This window comes from Moraxella bovoculi (genome assembly GCF_000988745.2).
In the GTDB taxonomy this organism is placed as follows: Bacteria; Pseudomonadota; Gammaproteobacteria; order Pseudomonadales; family Moraxellaceae; genus Moraxella; species Moraxella bovoculi.
In genome coordinates, this window is sequence record NZ_CP011381.2 from 1,670,384 (window position 1) to 1,687,524 (window position 17,141).

Below are 17,141 nucleotides of genomic sequence, written 5' to 3' on the forward strand. Positions count from 1 at the left end.
ATTAAATCTTGAACATTATAGCTTAATTTTAGCGAAATCCACGCATCAAATTTTTAAACCTGCTTAATTTATCTATTTTTTTGCCAAAAACACTTTAAAAATGCGTGATATTTGTTACACTAAGATTCATGAATTTTATTGGATGATTAGCTGAGATTATGATGAATTTTTTAAATAAACTGCCTTTTGCCCATTTTGGATGGTTCATGTATTTACGCCTTTTGGTGCGTCACTTTATTGAAGATGAATGCCAACAAAAAGCCGCCAGCCTAACCTACACCACATTACTTTCCTTAGTGCCGATCTTGACTGTAATCTTAGTGGTGTTCTCTAGCGTGCCTGCACTGTCCGACATGCGCGAACAATTACAGTCGGTCATCTACAGCAACCTCATGCCGTCATCGAGCGAGCAAATCAGCCAATATTTTGATAGCTTCGCCCAAAAATCCAGCAACCTTGGCGTAGTGGGTGTGGTGGGTTTATTCGTCACCACGATGATGACCTTGATGACCATCGAGACCGCATTTAATAAAATTTGGCGCGTCAAAGAACGTTCTGGCGGTGCTTCAAGCATCATTCGTTATTGGGCGCTGATCACGCTAGGGCCCATCGTTCTTGGCGTGGCGTTCGGTGCATCGAGCGCGATTCAGAGCGCGGATTTTTTGAATCGTCAGATTGCAGGCTATGGGATTGATTGGTCGATCTGGGCGTATGTGATTTCTGTGCTGTTTACGATTGCTGGCTTTATTGGCATGTATTGGTTCATCCCAAAAGCACAAGTTCCCTTCAAGAATGCCGCCATCGCAGGCATTGTCTCTGCCATTTTATTTGAGATTCTAAAGGCAGTATTTGGAACCGTCATGTCTAACTTCACCAGTTATGAAGCGATTTATGGTGCGTTTGCCGCCTTGCCTATTTTTCTATTATGGATCTTCTTGTCTTGGAACATCATTCTGCTGGGCGTGGAGATTAGCTACACGCTGACGATTTTTGATAACAAAGAAGTGCCTGTACGCCACCCATTATTAAGCCTGCTTGACATGCTTAACCTAACTTATAAGCGCTACCAAGAAGGCAAAACCGTCAGCGAACACGATCTTCGTCAGGTGCTAGGGCGCAAAGAGCTGCCAAAGTGGAGTCTCTACCTTGATCAGCTAATCGATGCCAAACTCATCACCCGCACCAAGGATGATGAATACCTGCTACAGACAGATCTTAGCAGCATGAGCCTATGGCAGTTCTACAAAACCCTGCCCTACCCGCTCCCAATCAAAGATGAGCTTGACGCCCTAAAAGCAGCAGACTACGACCCTTGGTTCGTTGAGATCTATAAGAACCTTACCAAGATCGAACGTACTGCCAAAGGCGAGCTTGACATGCGACTGTCTGAACTGTTTGATAGCGCGCCCGTACGCAAAAAAGAGGAAATCGTACGCATCACTGATGAAGATGCCAAAGACAAGAGCGATGCGGATGGATTCAAAAAAACCGCCCGCCGCGAAATTAATGAAAATGGCGAATCGTTCATCATCCCAGATGGCAAAGCTGCCTTTACAGAAAGCCGCCTGACTCAAGTCATTCGCCTACTCAAAAAAGCGCGCCATCTGTTTGGCAAAAGCAAGAAAGTCGCCAATGACTTCAAAAACGGCCTAAAATAAATACCCATGCACCAATAATAAAGCCCGCCTAAAAATTGGCGGGCTTTATTATTGGGTAAAATCAGTCAAAAAACACTTGCTCTACTTTACCTGTCAATACCTGCCCGAAAAATGGTGTATTTTTACCTGCCGACAGCATGGTGTCTTTACCCACCGTCCAAGACTGATTTGGGTCAATCAGCACCGCCCCGCCAATGGTTTCATAATCTGTAATCCCTGCGATTTTGGCAGGGTTGGTGCAGATTTTCTCAACCAATTGCTCTGCGGTTAAAATACCGTCCGCCACGAGTTTACAGCCCAATGACACAAAGGTATCAAAGTTACTAATCCCTGCTGTACTCTCGGCAAAGGGGGCTTGTTTGCTGCTGCTTGATAGTGGCTCATGATGCGAGCAAATCGCATCAATGGTGCCGTCTCTTAGTCCCTTGATAAGGGCTTGTTGGTCGGTATTGGAGCGAAGTGGGGGTAGGACATAGGCATGGGCGTTATAGCCTTCAATGTCGTCATCGGTCAGGTGCAACTGGTGCATGGCGACATCGCAAGTAATCGGCAAGCCCTTTTGCTTTGCCCAGCGGATGAGTTCCACAGATGTACGGCAGGTGATTTGACTAAAATGAGCAGACAGCCCCGTCTCTTCCACCATAAGAATTTGCTTGGATAAGGCAATGGTCTCGGCAAGCCACGGAATGCCCTGCAAACCATGAAAAGACGCAATGTAGCCGTCATGAGCCACGCCCCCTGCCGACAGGCTCGGCTCGTCAGGATAAAAAAACACTTTCAAATCAAAGGTAGATGCGTATTCTAGTGTACGCAGCATGACTAGGTCATTTTCAAAGCCTTTGGTGGCATTGGTTACGCCAATCGCTCCGCCTTGTTTTAGCCCTGCAAGGTTGGCAGGTTGTTTGCCGTCAAGCCCTGCGGTCAATGCCCCCAAAATGTGCAGATGAATACCACCGTCCGCCCATGCTTTTTGTTTTAAGCCCTTGAGCAATGAGCCATTTTCTAGCACAGGGTTGGTGTCGGGCGGTAAGACAACGTGCAAAATGCCGTTCATGCGAGCGGTCTTGCCTTCGCTTGATAGCGTGCCATGCGGCTGATGCCCTGGTTCACGCAAACGTCCGCACAAATCTACAATGGGTGGTATCAGCCATTTGCCGTCTGTCGGAACATTATCTAGGTTTGGCGATTGCCAAGTGGGGGGAAGTAGGGTTTTCATAAATTTCTCTTTCACTGATGTTTTTAAAATTAGTAGCCTTGACTTTCTAAAATCTCGTATTGCTCACAGGCATCTTGTTTGCTATTTTTACAGGATTTACTAAACCACTCTTTGGCTTTGATGCGGTTTTTGGCAACACCATCTTCGTTTGCATACATACTTGCCAAATTAAATTGCGCTTTTGGATTACCTTGCAGTGCTGATTTTTGATATAATTCAAAAGCCTTATTCAAATCCTTCTCAACGCTTTCACCCCTTAAATACATTCCTGCAAGATTGTATTGGGCTTTTTCAAAGTCTTGTTGAGCAGATTTAGACCACCATTCTATTGCCTTATTATCATCTTTTTCTACACCACGACCATTTCTATACATATTTCCCAAATGAAACTGAGCCAGCACAAAATTCTGGCTCGCTGATTTGGTATGCCATTCTACCGCTTTGGCATCATCTTGGTGTACACCCAAACCATTATTGTACATCACACCAAGATTAAATTGAGATGTTGCAAACCCTTGATTTGCAAGTTTTTCCGTCCAATAAAATTCATTGATATAATCCTGTTGGTTATGATAATAATCCGCCAAATTTGCCTGAACCGCCACATCGCCATTCTCTGCGTTTTGAATTAAATCCTGTACATCACTGGCAAATACCGATACAGATAATAAAAATCCTGCGGTTAATATTGAAATTTTTTTAAACATAATTTTTCTCTTATTAAATGGTTAAAATGCGGTGCGTATTACACATCCAACAATTTAACCAAATTAAGCCAATGATTTATGCCAAATTTCTCAAACTCTCCTGCCCACGCATTGCCATTGCCATGACCGCCATACGCACCGCAATGCCGTTATTGACCTGCTTTAAAATCACCGATTGACTGCCGTCCGCCACGCCAGACGCTATTTCCACACCACGGTTCATGGGGCCGGGGTGCATGACCAGAGCATTTGGTTTGGCAAGAGCAACACGAGCCTCGGTAATGCCATACATCTTGTAATACTCAGACGTGGACGGCAACAGAGGCGAGCCGATACGCTCATTTTGGATACGCAAGCCGATAATCACATCAGCGTCCGCCACGCCTTTATCAATGTTCTCAAATACCGAGACGTTATACCGCTCAATACCCTTTGGCAAAAGGGTCTTAGGGGCAATCACACGAATATCACGCGCCCCCAAAGTCGTCAATGCCGAGATATCTGAGCGAGCCACACGGCTGTGCTTGATGTCGCCAACAATCGCCACAGACAGCTCATCAAAAGGCTTGTCCGCCTCACGGTAAATCGTGAGCATATCCAGCATGGCTTGGGTGGGGTGGGCGTGCCAGCCGTCCCCTGCGTTGATGATTGCCACATTTGGGGTAACTTCGGTCGCCATAAAATGAGCCGCCCCACTTGATGAATGACGCACCACAAACATATCAGCACTCATCGCCTCCAAGTTCCACAGCGTATCACGCAAAGTCTCGCCTTTGGAAGTGGAGGATTTGGCGATGTCAAGATTTAGCACGTTCGCCCCAAGGCGTTTTTGAGCCGCCTCAAAGGTCGTGCGGGTGCGGGTGGAGTTTTCAAAGAACAGATTCATCACCGTCTTACCCGACAGCTCGTCAGTGTTAATAAGCCGTCCATTATCATCAAAATAACTCATCGCCTTATCAATAATCCCTTCAAGCTGTGGGCGTGTCAGCCCCTCAACGCCGATAAAATGGCGAATGGCGGTGTCGTCATTGGGGGTAAGCTGTGGACGGGCAAGGGTTTGGTTTAGGCGGGCGGTGATGTCAGTCATGGATTTTCCTTAGGTGCGTGGTCTTTGGCGAATTAAAAACAAATTAGGTTATTTTATCAAAATTCCATCCCAAACAGCAATGTAAATTTCACGAATCAATCTTACTTAGCATTAAAATATTGCTCATTTGCAACATGAAATTTGGGGTGTTTCATGATAGAATATTTTGCATCATATTTATCATCATTATTAAGGAAAAATCATGTCACAGACCACCCTAGCCCAATACCTAGAATCGCACACCACGCCTGCTCTTGCCAGCACCATGACGACACTTGCTACCGCCAGCGTGGCAATCAGCCATCTGCTTGACAAGGGGGCATTGGCAGGCATTCATGGCGAGGCAGGTGGTCAAAACGTACAAGGCGAAGCTCAAAAAAAGCTGGACGTCATCTCTAACGACCTACTGCTAAACGCCCTAATCCATAACCCCAACTGCGCAGGCGTCGCCTCAGAAGAGCTTGACAAGATCAGCTCTGCCAATGATGACGGCACACTACTGGTTACCTTTGATCCACTTGATGGCTCATCTAACATTGACATCAACATGACAGTGGGGACGATTTTTTCTATTTTGCCTTATCACAGTCAAGGTCAAAAAGCCACCGAAGCCGATTTCCTGCAAAAAGGTGAAAACCAGGTCGCGGCCGGCTACTTCATCTATGGCACATCCACCATGCTTGCGGTTACCTTTGGCAAGGGCGTTGCCATGTTTAGCTTTGATCCCATGACACAGACCTATATCCTGATCAATGATAACGTGCGCATCGGCGAAACCACCGCTGAATATGCCATCAACGCCTCGAATCGCCGTTACTGGCTTGAACCGATTCAGACATACATTGAAGAGCTAACCCAAGGAGACACAGGCGTACGAGCCAAAGACTACAACATGCGATGGGTGGCAGCGATGATTGCTGATGTGCATCGTATTTTGATTCGTGGCGGGGTGTTTATGTATCCGTTTGACACCAAAATCGCGGGCAAGGCGGGCAAACTTCGTCTGATGTACGAAGCCAATCCGATGAGCTTTATCATCGAGCAAGCAGGTGGTGCCAGCACAGATGGCGTACAGCGCATCATGGAGATTACCCCAAGCGAAATTCACCAACGTGTGCCTGTGGTCTTGGGCGCAAAAGAAGAAGTGACCTACGTTAAAGCTTTGCATGAAAAAGCAGGAATCCTGGCAAACGGGGATAAAACTTAATAAAAAAAAGAACAAAAACCGCAAATTTGGCGGTTTTTTTACCCTGTCATGACAAGATCAAATATCCTATTTTGTTTAAATCAAAATTGCTCGCCCATGAATCTAATCACCTCAAAAAATAACCCCACCATCAAACACGCCCATGCCCTACTAACCCACCACCGCACCCGTAAAAAAAGCGGACAGACGGTCATTGAAGGCGTGCATTTGTTTGACGCACTCTTAAAGCAAGGCTTAACCCCCTCAAAGGTCATTCTGTCAGAATCTGCCTTTAAGAATGATGAGGTCGCCCCACTGCTCGCTAACATCGCCAAAAAAGACATCATCATCACAAGCAATGCCCTGTATAAAGATATTCGCACGCTCGGGGATGGTGTGGACATCATGGCAATTATTGACACGCCCACACCCACACTTGGCGATGTGGTGGGCGACTGCCTGATTTTAGACGGCTTACAAGACGCTGGAAACATCGGTACGCTCCTACGCACCGCATCAGCAGTCGGAATCACCACCATCATCACCACGCCCGCCACCGCCCATCTGTGGTCACCTAAGTGCTTGCGTGCTGGCATGGGAGCAAACTTCGCCTTAGACATTCATGAGCACATCAGCATTGATGACATCTTAAGCCAAGTCAAAACCCCTTTATACGCCACCAGCAGTCATACTAACAAAGTCATCTACAATCACGATTTGACATCACCCATCGCTTGGGTATTGGGGCATGAGGGACAGGGGGTGTCTGATGTTTTTTTACAAAACGCCACGCCCATCGCCCTACCCCAGCCAAATGGTCAAGAAAGCCTGAATGTCGGCGTGGCAGGCTCAATATGTTTTTATGAGATGTTGCGTCAGCGTCAATTTAACCAAACATTGGACTGTCTATCATGAAACATTTGTCAGTACACAAAATCTTAATGATGCTCGCCATCTTAGCATCATTGACCGCCATCACACTCATTGCCATTGATGACAGACTCATCAATCAAGACTACACTGCCAGCCATGTCAACAGCCAACATGAAATTACCATAGCCATCATCACTGACCTACACAGTTGTTTTTATGGGGATGATCAAAAAGAAATCATCGCCCCTTTGAAGAATCGTCGTCCCGATATGATTTTGTTAGGTGGCGACATTTATGATGATGATTTACCCCCGACGCATACGGACATACTGCTTCGCCAACTTACCAGCATTACGCCGAATGTATACTATGTCAATGGCAATCACGAGCTGTATCTGCCTGCTGCTGACTATGCCAACATAGAAAATAAAATCAAAAGCTACGGCATTAAGATTTTACACGGTGAAAGTGCCATCTTATCGATTGATGGCAAACCCAGCAACATTCACATTCACGGTGTGTCCGATCCAGTTTTTGTCGATAAATTCAACCAAGACTTACGCATCGTCGGAAATCTTGCCAGCTCAGATCACATTAATATCCTACTGACTCACCGACCAGAACATATTGACGATTATTTGCAATACCCTTTTGACTTTGTCGTCAGTGGGCATGCACACGGCGGTCAATGGCGTATCCCCTACATACTCAATGGATTGTTTGCCCCAGATCAAGGACTATTTCCAAAATATGCCGGAGGAAGCTACCATTTTAATAATCAAAAGTCACACAGTCATCACACTCAATTCATCGTCAGTCGCGGACTGGCCAAGGAATCCACACGCTTGATACCCAGAATATTTAATCGTCCAGAGTTGGTATTCTTAACCATTCCCAACGGTTAGGTTAAATAAAATCCCCATTGAGTCATGGGGATTTTTATTCAGATGCTCAATGTCCATTATAGTTTTGCAGTCAGCTCTGGCAATGCCGTGAAGATGTCCGCTTCTAGGAAATAATCTGCCACTTGAGCGATTGGCGCTTCTGGGTCGTTATTAATAGCAACGATGGTCTTAGAGTCTTTCATGCCTGCCAGATGTTGAATCGCACCTGAGATACCCGCTGCGATATATAAGCTTGGCGCGACGATTTTACCAGTCTGACCAACTTGTAGATCATTTGGTACGAAGCCTGCATCCACAGCTGCACGGCTAGCACCGACCGCTGCACCCAGCTTGTCCGCCAAAGGTTCGATGTATTTGGTAAAATTCTCACCACTTGCCAATGCACGACCACCAGAGACGACGATATTAGCAGAAGTCAGCTCTGGACGGTCAGACTTAGCCAGCTCTTCTTTAACAAAGGTTGATTTGCCCGCATCGCTACCTGCGCTCACGCTCTGAACCGCTGCACTGCCGCCAGTCGCTGCCGCTGCATCAAAAGCAGTGCCACGCACGCTAAGCACAACTTTATCTTCAGAAGTCTGCACAGTTGCGATCGCATTACCTGCGTAAATCGGACGCTCAAAGGTCTTCGCATCGATCACAGCCGTGATGTCAGATACCATGCTAACATCTAATAGCGCTGCCACACGTGGCAAGAAATTCTTGCCTGTCGTAGTTGCAGGGGCGATGATGTGTGTATAGCCACCCGCCAACTCAACAACCAATGGCGCAACGTTCTCTGCCAATTGATTGGCAAAGGCAGCATTATCAGCAAGCAAAACTTTGCTCACGCCTGCCACTTGAGCTGCGCTGTCCGCGACAGCTTGGGCATTGGCGCCTGCCACCAATACATGCACATCACTATCAATCTTGGTAGCGGCAGTAATGGTTGATAAAGTAGCAGATTTTAATTCGGTATTATCATGTTCAGCATAAACTAGTACGGTCATGGTTTTATCCTTTTAGCAATTTTATAATACAATTTTATCAAAGTTGATTGCTGACTTGTGAGACTCTGACAATTAAGATGGTTAATTTATCAGAGCTTAGATGCACAAGCCATGCTTTGGCATTAGATTACTTTCGCTTCGTTACGAAGTTTATCGATCAGCTCATCAACGCTACCCACTTTTACGCCCGCACCACGCTCAGCTGGCACTTTGACTTTCAGTGTAGTTAGCTTGGACGTCATGTCCACGCCAAAATCAGCTGGCGTCTTATTGTCCAATGGCTTCTTCTTAGCTGCCATGATGTTGGGTAGTTTCGGAAAACGAGGCTCGTTCAGACGTAAGTCAGTCGTGATGATTGCAGGCAGTGCCAATTCAACCGTCTGCAAGCCACCATCAATCTCACGGGTTACTTGTACTTTATCGCCGCTCACCACAACTTCGGACGCGAACGTACCTTGTGAGGCATTCATTAGCGCCGATAGCATTTGACCTGTTTGGTTATTGTCATCATCGATGGCTTGCTTACCCAGTAGAATCAGCTGCGCACCCTCTGCTTCAGCCACGCCTTTTAGAATCTTGGCGACTTGTAGCGGATAAGGTCTCTCATCAGTCTCTACCAGAATGCCGCGATCAGCACCCAATGCCAACGCCGAACGGATCTGCTCTGCAGCTTGTGCTGTGCCGATAGATACCGCCACAACCTCGGTAGCCACACCTTTTTCTTTTAGACGAACCGCTTCTTCAATGGCGATTTCACAAAATGGGTTTACACTCATTTTGGCGTTAGTCAATTCCACACCCGACTCATCCGCTTTAACGCGAACTTTTACATTATGGTCAACAACGCGCTTTACCGCTACTAATACTTTCATGATAGCTCCGTGATTTGTTATGGATACGCCCTTCTTTATATCATTTGCAGGCAGATTTGTAAATATCAATTTGCAAATAAAGGCTTGGCACCAATTACTTTGGTGTTCTTGGTATTTTGATTATCAGAAAAATCACCCAATTGGGTCAAATCATTTTTGTGAATCGTCAGTCACTTATTTGTTTTGGCAATAAAAAACACCGCTGGATAAGCAGTGTTTTTAATCATAGGCTTAATTCTGTGAATTAAAGCGCTTCGATTTCTTCAGCTTGTGGACCTTTTTTGCCTTCGCCTAAGATGAAAGATACTTTTTGACCTTCGGCTAAGGTTTTGAAGCCAGAACCGGTGATTGCGCTGTAGTGAGCGAATACGTCTTGACCGCCGTTGTCTTGAGCGATGAAACCAAAACCTTTAGCTTCGTTGAACCACTTAACAGTGCCTTGAACTTTGTTTGACATGGGAAAATTCCTGTATGATCGAAAAAATGGCAAAATTGCCTGTTTAAAATATTTATGTTGCCAAAACGTGCAAAATAAGTCTTAATGTAAAAAGACGTCTAAATTTCAACCAATACAATAAACAACGTTCAAAGATAGTTCAAATACGCCCTAAAACCCACTTGTCCGCAAGTTTCAAAGTCGTTTTAACACTCGCCCAGAGGCGTCTTGCAAAAACTTACTACTGGTACATAAATACCATGGATGCCAGTATAACAGACTTTAGCCACAAAAGGGGGATTATTTTGGCACGTTGGAGATTTATTTGTAACCAAGGCAATTAAATGGGTAAATATGGCTTGGCAAGCACAAAGCCACACAGTAACGCAAAGACAAGAGCAAAAGAACGACAAAAATTTAGATAATTTGCAGGTAGTATGATGTCCTTTGGGTCGTCGATGTCCTTAGTAGAGATCAAACGTGCGCCATAAATCCACCCCATCAATGAATAGATCCCATAAGCCACAGGCACGCTCATCGAAAGCCCGTTAAAATCCAAGAAAAACAGCGCAAGCCCAGACACCACAAGCCATGCTGTCGTCATCAGGCTTATCCATGCAAATAGGGCTGATTGTGGCAATTTTCCAGCATTTTTTAACATCCAGCTTGCCTCTATCCATATCAGCACCGCAATCATTGCACTGGCTAGAATATAAATACGCTCAAAACTCAATTCATCAAACATACCTATCATACTTCACAATACTCGCTCACAAAATCTAACATCGCTTTTGAACCATTTTGTTATCAGGAGTGTATTTTACATGAATTCTTAAGGAAAGTTAGGGTTTTTGTCATCAGATTCCATCAATGTCATCACATTACTGGGTTGCACGCCCAACGCTTGACACCACGCCACAAATTCAAGCACATCTAATTTTCGCTCGCATCCTTCTATTTTTGCCACATAAGACTGCGGCTTTGGCAATATATTCGCAAGCGCAACTTGGGTTAGCTCTTTGGATTTTCTCAAATCTACAAGATGGCGTATGAGCGTCTGGTAAGCAGGCTGATAGATAGTTTTCATGAAAAGTCCTTTAATAAAAAGACTTGACATTATTATCCTGTTTTAGGATAATCCCATTTTAGGATATTTTAGACAACTAGTCATGTGGAAAACACTTCGTTTAAAACTCGCCAAATTCTTTACCATCATTGCTTGCATCGCATGGGCAGTGTTGCTTTTTTGTATTTCGCTCGGTCAATATGTGGGTGTTTACATCTTTTATGTATGTCTGCCTGTTGGCGTCATCGGTGGTTTATTGGCATGGTGGCTGTACCCAAAAGATGATTAAATCACGACTAAATTGCAATCGAACCGTACACAATCAAACCATAGTTAACGAGTTTCAATGAAAAAGTTATTTGTCGTGCTAGGCATTGGACTGTGCTTACAGCAAGCCCATGCCACCAACTGGGTACAGACGGTTATAACTGATGAATTTATTATTTATATTGATAACGATAGCATCAAAACCAATCGTTTTACAAATGGCGGTACTTATGTTAGTGTATGGAGTAAACTACAATATCATCATGAGCAAGAAAGCAGTTTTGGCAGAGGCAGATACACACATATGCTAAGCTTACTGAATTTTGACTGCCAAAAACAAAAACGATCAATGAGTTATATAGCAGTCTACAATCAAGACAAGCCAATCCGTAGCTTTAACACTGAAATCTCAGTCCAATCATCATCTACTTGGAATCATATCATTCCCGATACTCCTGATTACATACACCTCAATCATGTCTGCTCTTTGGCTAAAAAATGATTGATGCTAGATTTTAACACTTAAAATGGTGGATTAGACCTACTCCTCACACTACATGATTTTTAGACCAATCAAACATAAAATAACCGCCCAAATGAGCGGTTATTTTATTAGATTTAGGAGATTAGTTTTTCTCTTTGTCGATGATTTTGCTCTCGGTAATCCAAGGCATCATGGCACGTAGTTTTGCACCAGTTTTTTCGATTTCGTGCTCAGCAGTTTGACGGCGACGAGCGGTCATTGATGGATAGTTCAACTGACCTTCAGAGATGAACATTTTCGCGTATTCGCCAGATTGGATGCGTTTTAGCGCGTTACGCATGGCCGCGCGGGACTGATCATTGATCACTTCAAGACCAGTCACGTATTCGCCGTATTCAGCGTTATTCGAAATTGAATAGTTCATGTCCGCGATGCCACCTTGATACATCAAATCAACGATCAGCTTAAGCTCGTGCAAGCACTCAAAATACGCCATCTCAGGTGCATAGCCTGCTTCTACTAGGGTCTCAAAGCCCATTTTAACAAGCTCAACCGCACCACCACATAGAACGGCTTGCTCACCGAACAAGTCAGTTTCAGTTTCGTCTTTGAATGTCGTCTCGATGATGCCAGAGCGACCGCCACCCACGCCTGATGCGTAAGATAACGCTACTTGCTTAGCTTGACCTGATGCGTCTTGGTAGACAGCAATTAGATCAGGAATACCGCCGCCATTCACGAATTCAGAACGTACAGTATGGCCTGGTGCTTTTGGTGCAACCATAATCACATCAAGGTCAGCACGTGGCACAACTTGGTTGTAGTGGATGGCAAAACCATGAGCGAAGGCAAGCGTCGCGCCTTGTTTAATGTTTGGCTCGATCACTTCTGCGTATAGCTGCTTTTGGAATTCATCAGGTGTTAGGATCATTACCAGATCAGCACCTTTTACCGCATCACTAGTTTCAGCGACTTTTAGGCCCGAATTTTCAGCTTTTTTCCAAGATGCAGAGCCGGCACGCAAGCCTACAGTTACATCAACGCCTGAGTCTTTTAGGTTTAGGGCGTGGGCATGACCTTGTGAGCCGTAACCGATGATGGCAACTTTTTTGCCTTGGATGATTGATAGATCACAATCTTTGTCATAAAAAATATTTAAGCTCATACGAGTTTTCCTTAAAATAATGCCCATAGATAAATATCAGGGGCGGGGGTTGAATTATTTACCAAAGTAAATTTATATTAAACTTGGTTAATTTACTGTCTTTGCTAATCAAAGTTAAATTTTCACTCATTGCTTGAGTAACAAGCATTCTATCAAAATGGTCGACATGGCTTTCTTGAAATTGTCCTGCTAGGCGTGCGTGTTGTAATTTAATACGCATTACTTCAAACTCATTTACCTGCACCAATTTTTCAAAATCACGAATTACCAATTTTGTTTCATCCCATTTACCTTTATGGTATTTAATGCTCATCTCCCAAAGGTTAATAGGACTAACAAAAATTTGATTGTATGGACCAATAATGGTTTGTAAAGCAATTTTTGACAAACTATCTTGCTGTATCCACTACCAAACCAGCGTGTGCGCATCCAACAAATATCTCATAAACTAATGCCATATTTATCTGTTTTATCGCCATTCCACCAAGCCAATTCTTCTTCACTCATTGGCTCAAACCAAAAATCATCATCGCTATGAATGTTCAAATGAGCAAGCAAACCTGGGGTTCTTGGCTTTGATGCAAATTGATGTAAGGGCGTTAAATACACCTGTTCGCCTTGCACAACAAGCTGTACTTTTTGCTCATTTTAAATATAAGTCTGCACCGCAAGTGGTAGGCTTGCCAATTCTACAATCGTATTTTTCTCACAAAATCAATCAACAACAATCAAAGGCTCATAATATCTCTGTACCCCACAAGAAACACACCCCCAATCTGACAAACGCACACGAGCTTGATGCAAGTCGAAGGCTTCTTTATTCACAAATTCTTCATAAACCCAAAACTTATCGGCATCGCTGTTGTCTTGTGTGATTTGAAATATCAAACAACCACTTTCTTGACGTGTTAAGTCAATGTGTTTTTTAAGTTCATCTAACATAACTTGCCGATTGGTTTTAGGAATGATGATATGACCTTTTAGGACAACTTTTGCCATCACAAAGAAAGCGTCCGCTCGCCCCTTGCAATACCAATCACGCCAGAACGTACCACTTCTAGGATTTTATCTCGTCCAATGACTTCAATAAAGCCGTCTAGCTTGCCTGCATCGCCTGTAATAAGAATGGTGTAAAGGTTTGCCGACACGTCCACGATTTGGGCACGGAATATGTCCGCCGTGCGGCACACTTCTTCACGGTATGCCCCTGTCGCTCGCACTTTGATAAGCATCAGCTCACGCTCAATCTGACTACCGCCAGAGACTTCCGATAAGTTTTGGACTTTAACCACTTCAATGAGTTTATGCAGTTGTTTGGTAATCTGCTCAATCTTATCAGCCGTGGTAATCGTGGTTAGGGTAAGTCGTGACAACGTGGGGTCTTCGGTGGCGGCAACGTTTAGCGTATCAATGTTGTAGCCACGCTGACTAAACAGCCCAACCACACGAGACAGCGAGCCTGCTTCGTTTTCCATAAGTACCGAAATCAGATGTTTTTGTAACTGTGCCATTAGGTACGCTCCCCTTTTGATAACCACATATCACGCATGGACTGCCCTGCCACTTGCATGGGATAGACGTGCTCACTTCTGTCCACATATACATCAATAAATACCAAACCGTCCAGTTCTAGGGCTTCTTTTAGCTCTTGTTCCATGGTGGCAGGATTGGTGATTTTTACGCCTTTATGCCCATAGCTTTCGGCAAGTTTGACAAAATCAGGCAAAGATTTCATATAGCTTTGGGCGTGGCGACCTTCGTACAGCATGTCTTGCCATTGCTTGACCATACCGAGCTGGGCGTTATTTAAATTCAAAATCTTAACGGGCAAATTATACTGAAAGCACGTTGATAGCTCCTGGATATTCATCTGAATGGAGCCCTCACCCGTAATACAAACCACCGTTTTTTCAGGACAGGCAAGTTTTGCCGCCATGGCATAAGGCAAGCCCACGCCCATGGTGCCAAGTCCGCCAGAGTTTAGCCATTGGCGCGGCTCGTCATATTTATAATATAAAGCGGCGAACATTTGGTGCTGACCAACATCGGAGGTGATAATCGCCTTACCGTGTGTCAATTTGCACAGTGTTTCAACGACACGTTGTGGCATGATCGCATGGACGTCGGCGTCTGTGTCATCACTGTAGCGCAGACCATGACGCTTACGCCATTCGCCTATTTGCGTCCACCAATCAGCAAGAGCGTGTTCGTCTAAACGTTTATCACTCGACTTGATAAGCGCAACCATTTCGGTCAAGACAGGCTTGACATCACCTACGATAGGGATATGGGCACTGATGGTTTTTGAGATAGACGTTGGGTCAATGTCAATGTGAATAATGGTAGCGTTCGGGCAGAATTTTTTGACATTGTTGGTAACTCGATCATCAAACCTTGCCCCCACCGCTAGGATAACGTCCGCATGGTGCATGGTCATGTTGGCTTCATAAGTGCCGTGCATACCCAGCATGCCCACAAACTGCTCGCCTGTGGCAGGATATGCCCCAAGCCCCATGAGTGTATTGGTTACGGGCAGATTTAACAAATTGGCAAGCTCGCGCAGTTCATCAGACGCACCACCTTGCACCACGCCACCACCTGAGTATAGCACTGGGCGTTTGGCAGAAAGTAGTACGTCTAGAGCTTTTTTGATTTGGCCGCCATGCCCCTTGGAAGTTGGCTGATATGAGCGAATGTTAATCTCACTTGGCATGACATAGTCAAATTTATCGGCAGGGTTCGTCATGTCCTTAGGAATGTCCACCACCACAGGGCCAGGACGGCCTGAGCTTGCGATAAAGAAAGCTTTTTTGATGATTTCAGGAATGTCAGCTGGGTTGCGCACGACAAAGCTGTGCTTGACCACTGGGCGAGAGATACCGATCATGTCGCACTCTTGGAATGCATCATCACCAATCAAGGTGCTTGGCACCTGTCCTGCCAGCACCACCATAGGAATGGAATCCATGAACGCTGTGGCAATGGCGGTTACGGTATTAGTAACGCCAGGCCCTGAAGTGGCTAGTACCACACCCGTACGTCCTGTAACACGGCTATAAGCGTCCGCCATATGTCCTGCCGCCTGCTCGTGGCGAACTAGGATATGCTCAATCTTGTCTTGCTTAAATAGGGCATCATAGATATGCAGCACCGCACCGCCAGGATAGCCAAAGATATGGGTCACACCTTCATCAACTAAGGCTTGTACAAGCAGTTCTGCCCCGCTCATGGCAACAGTTTCGCCACGGGCAAGTTTTTCTTGATTTTCACGGAAATGTTTAGCGGCGTCTGCCGTCTGAGTATGGCCCGTCATGTTGGGGGCTTGGGTGGTTTGCTCTGTCATTGTCAATCCTTTTTACCAGATGGGTAAATTAAACAAACACAATAAAGTTGCTATAGACAAAAGACAGGTGCAAGTATGAACCGACAAAGACAAAAGAGTATTGACATGATGTTCGTCTTGCAGACCGATAAGTCTAAAGCAATGTCAGATCAGCATGAACAAACGGTAATTTGTTAAATTTAATCTGACAAACGCAATTTTCGATAAAAATCACGCCGACTTTAAATTCATTTATAACTAATTTTTATGATAAGTACGAATAAATACGAAATTAGTTATCAAAAATACTACGCGACTATATTAACCCAAAAGCCACCTTTTGCCAAGACCATTTTGCACATATGTTCGGATTTTTTGTAATTTATCATCTTGCCAACCTTTAACCATGAAATAACCCGTCAAATCCGAACATTCTGATCGCATCAATGCTACAATACCCCAAATCCTAATGATGACACTCATGCGAACATCCCTTCATTACATCCTATCGTCTATTGCGCTGATGATGGCATCAGCCAATGCTCAAGCTGTCACTGTCTATCAAAGTATCGGTAAATATGGCGAGCCGCGTTATAGCCAGTTACCACCTCAAGGCAGTCACACAGCTCTTAATTTTTATCAACCAAAATCAGCAGCGCCACCAATAGACGCCACAAGGCAAAAACAATGCCAAATCCTGCGAGATAATCTAGCAACGCTAAACGCAGGTGGCGACGTCCATGAAATTACCGATGATGGCTCCCAAAAAGCCTTAACCGCCGATGAAGTTAGACATCGCATTCACCAAACTCAAGATGCACTCAACCTCCACTGCCAAAATAGCTAAAACAGCAAAAAAAAGACCGCATGATGACGGTCTTTTTAACTAACTTTTTAGTCAATCTGGG

Annotated in this window: 22 protein-coding genes; 7 read left to right on the forward strand and 15 right to left on the reverse strand. The window is 44.8% G+C overall.

Translation table 11 applies throughout. The features are described from left to right. The first annotated feature begins 158 nt into the window (after positions 1-158). Positions 159-1,658 carry a YihY family inner membrane protein gene (locus AAX10_RS07655; protein ID WP_036364155.1) on the forward strand — a complete coding sequence of 500 codons (1,500 nt, stop codon included), beginning with the start codon at positions 159-161 and terminating at the stop codon, positions 1,656-1,658. 61 nt (positions 1,659-1,719) lie between these two features. Here AAX10_RS07655 and AAX10_RS07660 read toward each other — a convergent pair whose 3' ends face one another. The 3 genes from AAX10_RS07660 to AAX10_RS07670 form a co-directional block, all read right to left on the reverse strand. After that, positions 1,720-2,874, reverse strand: a complete 1,155-nt coding sequence (locus AAX10_RS07660; protein WP_046698558.1) for a dihydroorotase — start codon at positions 2,872-2,874, stop codon at positions 1,720-1,722. Between the two features lie 29 nt (positions 2,875-2,903). Further along, positions 2,904-3,581, reverse strand: coding sequence for a tetratricopeptide repeat protein (locus AAX10_RS07665; protein ID WP_046700299.1), 678 nt, complete (start codon positions 3,579-3,581; stop codon positions 2,904-2,906). A 76-nt stretch (positions 3,582-3,657) separates the two neighbouring features. Beyond that, positions 3,658-4,668, reverse strand: coding sequence for an aspartate carbamoyltransferase catalytic subunit (locus AAX10_RS07670; protein ID WP_036364170.1), 1,011 nt, complete (start codon positions 4,666-4,668; stop codon positions 3,658-3,660). Positions 4,669-4,870: 202 nt separating this feature from the next. Here AAX10_RS07670 and AAX10_RS07675 point away from each other — a divergent pair, with 202 nt between their 5' ends. From AAX10_RS07675 to AAX10_RS07685, 3 genes are all read left to right on the forward strand, one after another. Then, positions 4,871-5,875 carry a class 1 fructose-bisphosphatase gene (locus tag AAX10_RS07675; RefSeq protein WP_046700300.1) on the forward strand — a complete coding sequence of 335 codons (1,005 nt, stop codon included), beginning with the start codon at positions 4,871-4,873 and terminating at the stop codon, positions 5,873-5,875. A gap of 96 nt (positions 5,876-5,971) precedes the next feature. Then, positions 5,972-6,769 carry a TrmH family RNA methyltransferase gene (locus AAX10_RS07680; protein ID WP_046700301.1) on the forward strand — a complete coding sequence of 266 codons (798 nt, stop codon included), beginning with the start codon at positions 5,972-5,974 and terminating at the stop codon, positions 6,767-6,769. Next, on the forward strand, positions 6,766-7,632 hold the full coding sequence (locus AAX10_RS07685; RefSeq protein ID WP_080947114.1) for a metallophosphoesterase: 867 nt from the start codon (positions 6,766-6,768) through the stop codon (positions 7,630-7,632). The genes AAX10_RS07680 and AAX10_RS07685 overlap by 4 nt, the downstream gene beginning before the upstream one ends. A 56-nt stretch (positions 7,633-7,688) precedes the next feature. Here AAX10_RS07685 and AAX10_RS07690 read toward each other — a convergent pair whose 3' ends face one another. The 5 genes from AAX10_RS07690 to AAX10_RS07710 form a co-directional block, all read right to left on the reverse strand. Further along, on the reverse strand, positions 7,689-8,621 hold the full coding sequence (locus AAX10_RS07690; protein ID WP_046700302.1) for an electron transfer flavoprotein subunit alpha/FixB family protein: 933 nt from the start codon (positions 8,619-8,621) through the stop codon (positions 7,689-7,691). Between the two features lie 122 nt (positions 8,622-8,743). Beyond that, on the reverse strand, positions 8,744-9,493 hold the full coding sequence (locus AAX10_RS07695) for an electron transfer flavoprotein subunit beta/FixA family protein (RefSeq protein WP_046698564.1): 750 nt from the start codon (positions 9,491-9,493) through the stop codon (positions 8,744-8,746). Positions 9,494-9,737: 244 nt separating this feature from the next. Beyond that, complete coding sequence (locus AAX10_RS07700; RefSeq protein ID WP_036364195.1) at positions 9,738-9,950, reverse strand: cold-shock protein; 213 nt, start codon at positions 9,948-9,950, stop codon at positions 9,738-9,740. A 319-nt stretch (positions 9,951-10,269) separates the two neighbouring features. Further along, complete coding sequence (locus AAX10_RS07705) at positions 10,270-10,674, reverse strand: hypothetical protein (protein ID WP_046700303.1); 405 nt, start codon at positions 10,672-10,674, stop codon at positions 10,270-10,272. An 87-nt stretch (positions 10,675-10,761) separates the two neighbouring features. Next, complete coding sequence (locus AAX10_RS07710; protein WP_046700304.1) at positions 10,762-11,016, reverse strand: helix-turn-helix domain-containing protein; 255 nt, start codon at positions 11,014-11,016, stop codon at positions 10,762-10,764. Between the two features lie 82 nt (positions 11,017-11,098). Between AAX10_RS07710 and AAX10_RS07715 the strand changes: the two genes are divergently transcribed. Next, positions 11,099-11,284, forward strand: coding sequence for a hypothetical protein (locus AAX10_RS07715; protein ID WP_046700305.1), 186 nt, complete (start codon positions 11,099-11,101; stop codon positions 11,282-11,284). Positions 11,285-11,341: 57 nt separating this feature from the next. Then, positions 11,342-11,764, forward strand: a complete 423-nt coding sequence (locus AAX10_RS07720) for a surface-adhesin E family protein (protein WP_046700306.1) — start codon at positions 11,342-11,344, stop codon at positions 11,762-11,764. A gap of 124 nt (positions 11,765-11,888) precedes the next feature. On the opposite strand, the gene ilvC is transcribed toward AAX10_RS07720, so the two are convergent. The 7 genes from ilvC to AAX10_RS10365 all read right to left on the reverse strand — a co-directional run bounded on the left by ilvC (position 11,889) and on the right by AAX10_RS10365 (position 16,716). Continuing rightward, positions 11,889-12,911: a ketol-acid reductoisomerase gene (gene ilvC, locus AAX10_RS07725; protein WP_036364200.1), complete on the reverse strand. Its 1,023-nt coding sequence runs from the start codon at positions 12,909-12,911 to the stop codon at positions 11,889-11,891. 58 nt (positions 12,912-12,969) lie between these two features. Next, positions 12,970-13,299, reverse strand: a complete 330-nt coding sequence (locus AAX10_RS07730; protein ID WP_158580346.1) for a type II toxin-antitoxin system VapC family toxin — start codon at positions 13,297-13,299, stop codon at positions 12,970-12,972. Between the two features lie 53 nt (positions 13,300-13,352). Beyond that, positions 13,353-13,520, reverse strand: coding sequence for a hypothetical protein (locus AAX10_RS10115; RefSeq protein WP_158580348.1), 168 nt, complete (start codon positions 13,518-13,520; stop codon positions 13,353-13,355). A 105-nt stretch (positions 13,521-13,625) separates the two neighbouring features. Beyond that, on the reverse strand, positions 13,626-13,910 hold the full coding sequence (locus tag AAX10_RS07740; RefSeq protein WP_046698567.1) for a putative quinol monooxygenase: 285 nt from the start codon (positions 13,908-13,910) through the stop codon (positions 13,626-13,628). Further along, positions 13,910-14,422: an acetolactate synthase small subunit gene (gene ilvN, locus AAX10_RS07745; protein WP_036364209.1), complete on the reverse strand. Its 513-nt coding sequence runs from the start codon at positions 14,420-14,422 to the stop codon at positions 13,910-13,912. Before ilvN ends, AAX10_RS07740 begins: the two co-directional genes overlap by 1 nt. Further along, positions 14,422-16,140, reverse strand: a complete 1,719-nt coding sequence (locus AAX10_RS07750) for an acetolactate synthase 3 large subunit (protein ID WP_226997851.1) — start codon at positions 16,138-16,140, stop codon at positions 14,422-14,424. Before AAX10_RS07750 ends, ilvN begins: the two co-directional genes overlap by 1 nt. 414 nt (positions 16,141-16,554) lie before the next feature. After that, positions 16,555-16,716, reverse strand: coding sequence for a hypothetical protein (locus tag AAX10_RS10365; protein ID WP_226997760.1), 162 nt, complete (start codon positions 16,714-16,716; stop codon positions 16,555-16,557). On the opposite strand from AAX10_RS10365, the gene AAX10_RS07755 reads away from it, so the two are divergent. After that, a complete protein-coding gene (locus AAX10_RS07755) occupies positions 16,715-17,080 on the forward strand; it encodes a hypothetical protein (RefSeq protein WP_046700308.1) in 366 nt (121 codons plus the stop codon). The genes AAX10_RS10365 and AAX10_RS07755 overlap by 2 nt on opposite strands. Positions 17,081-17,141: the final 61 nt, after the last annotated feature.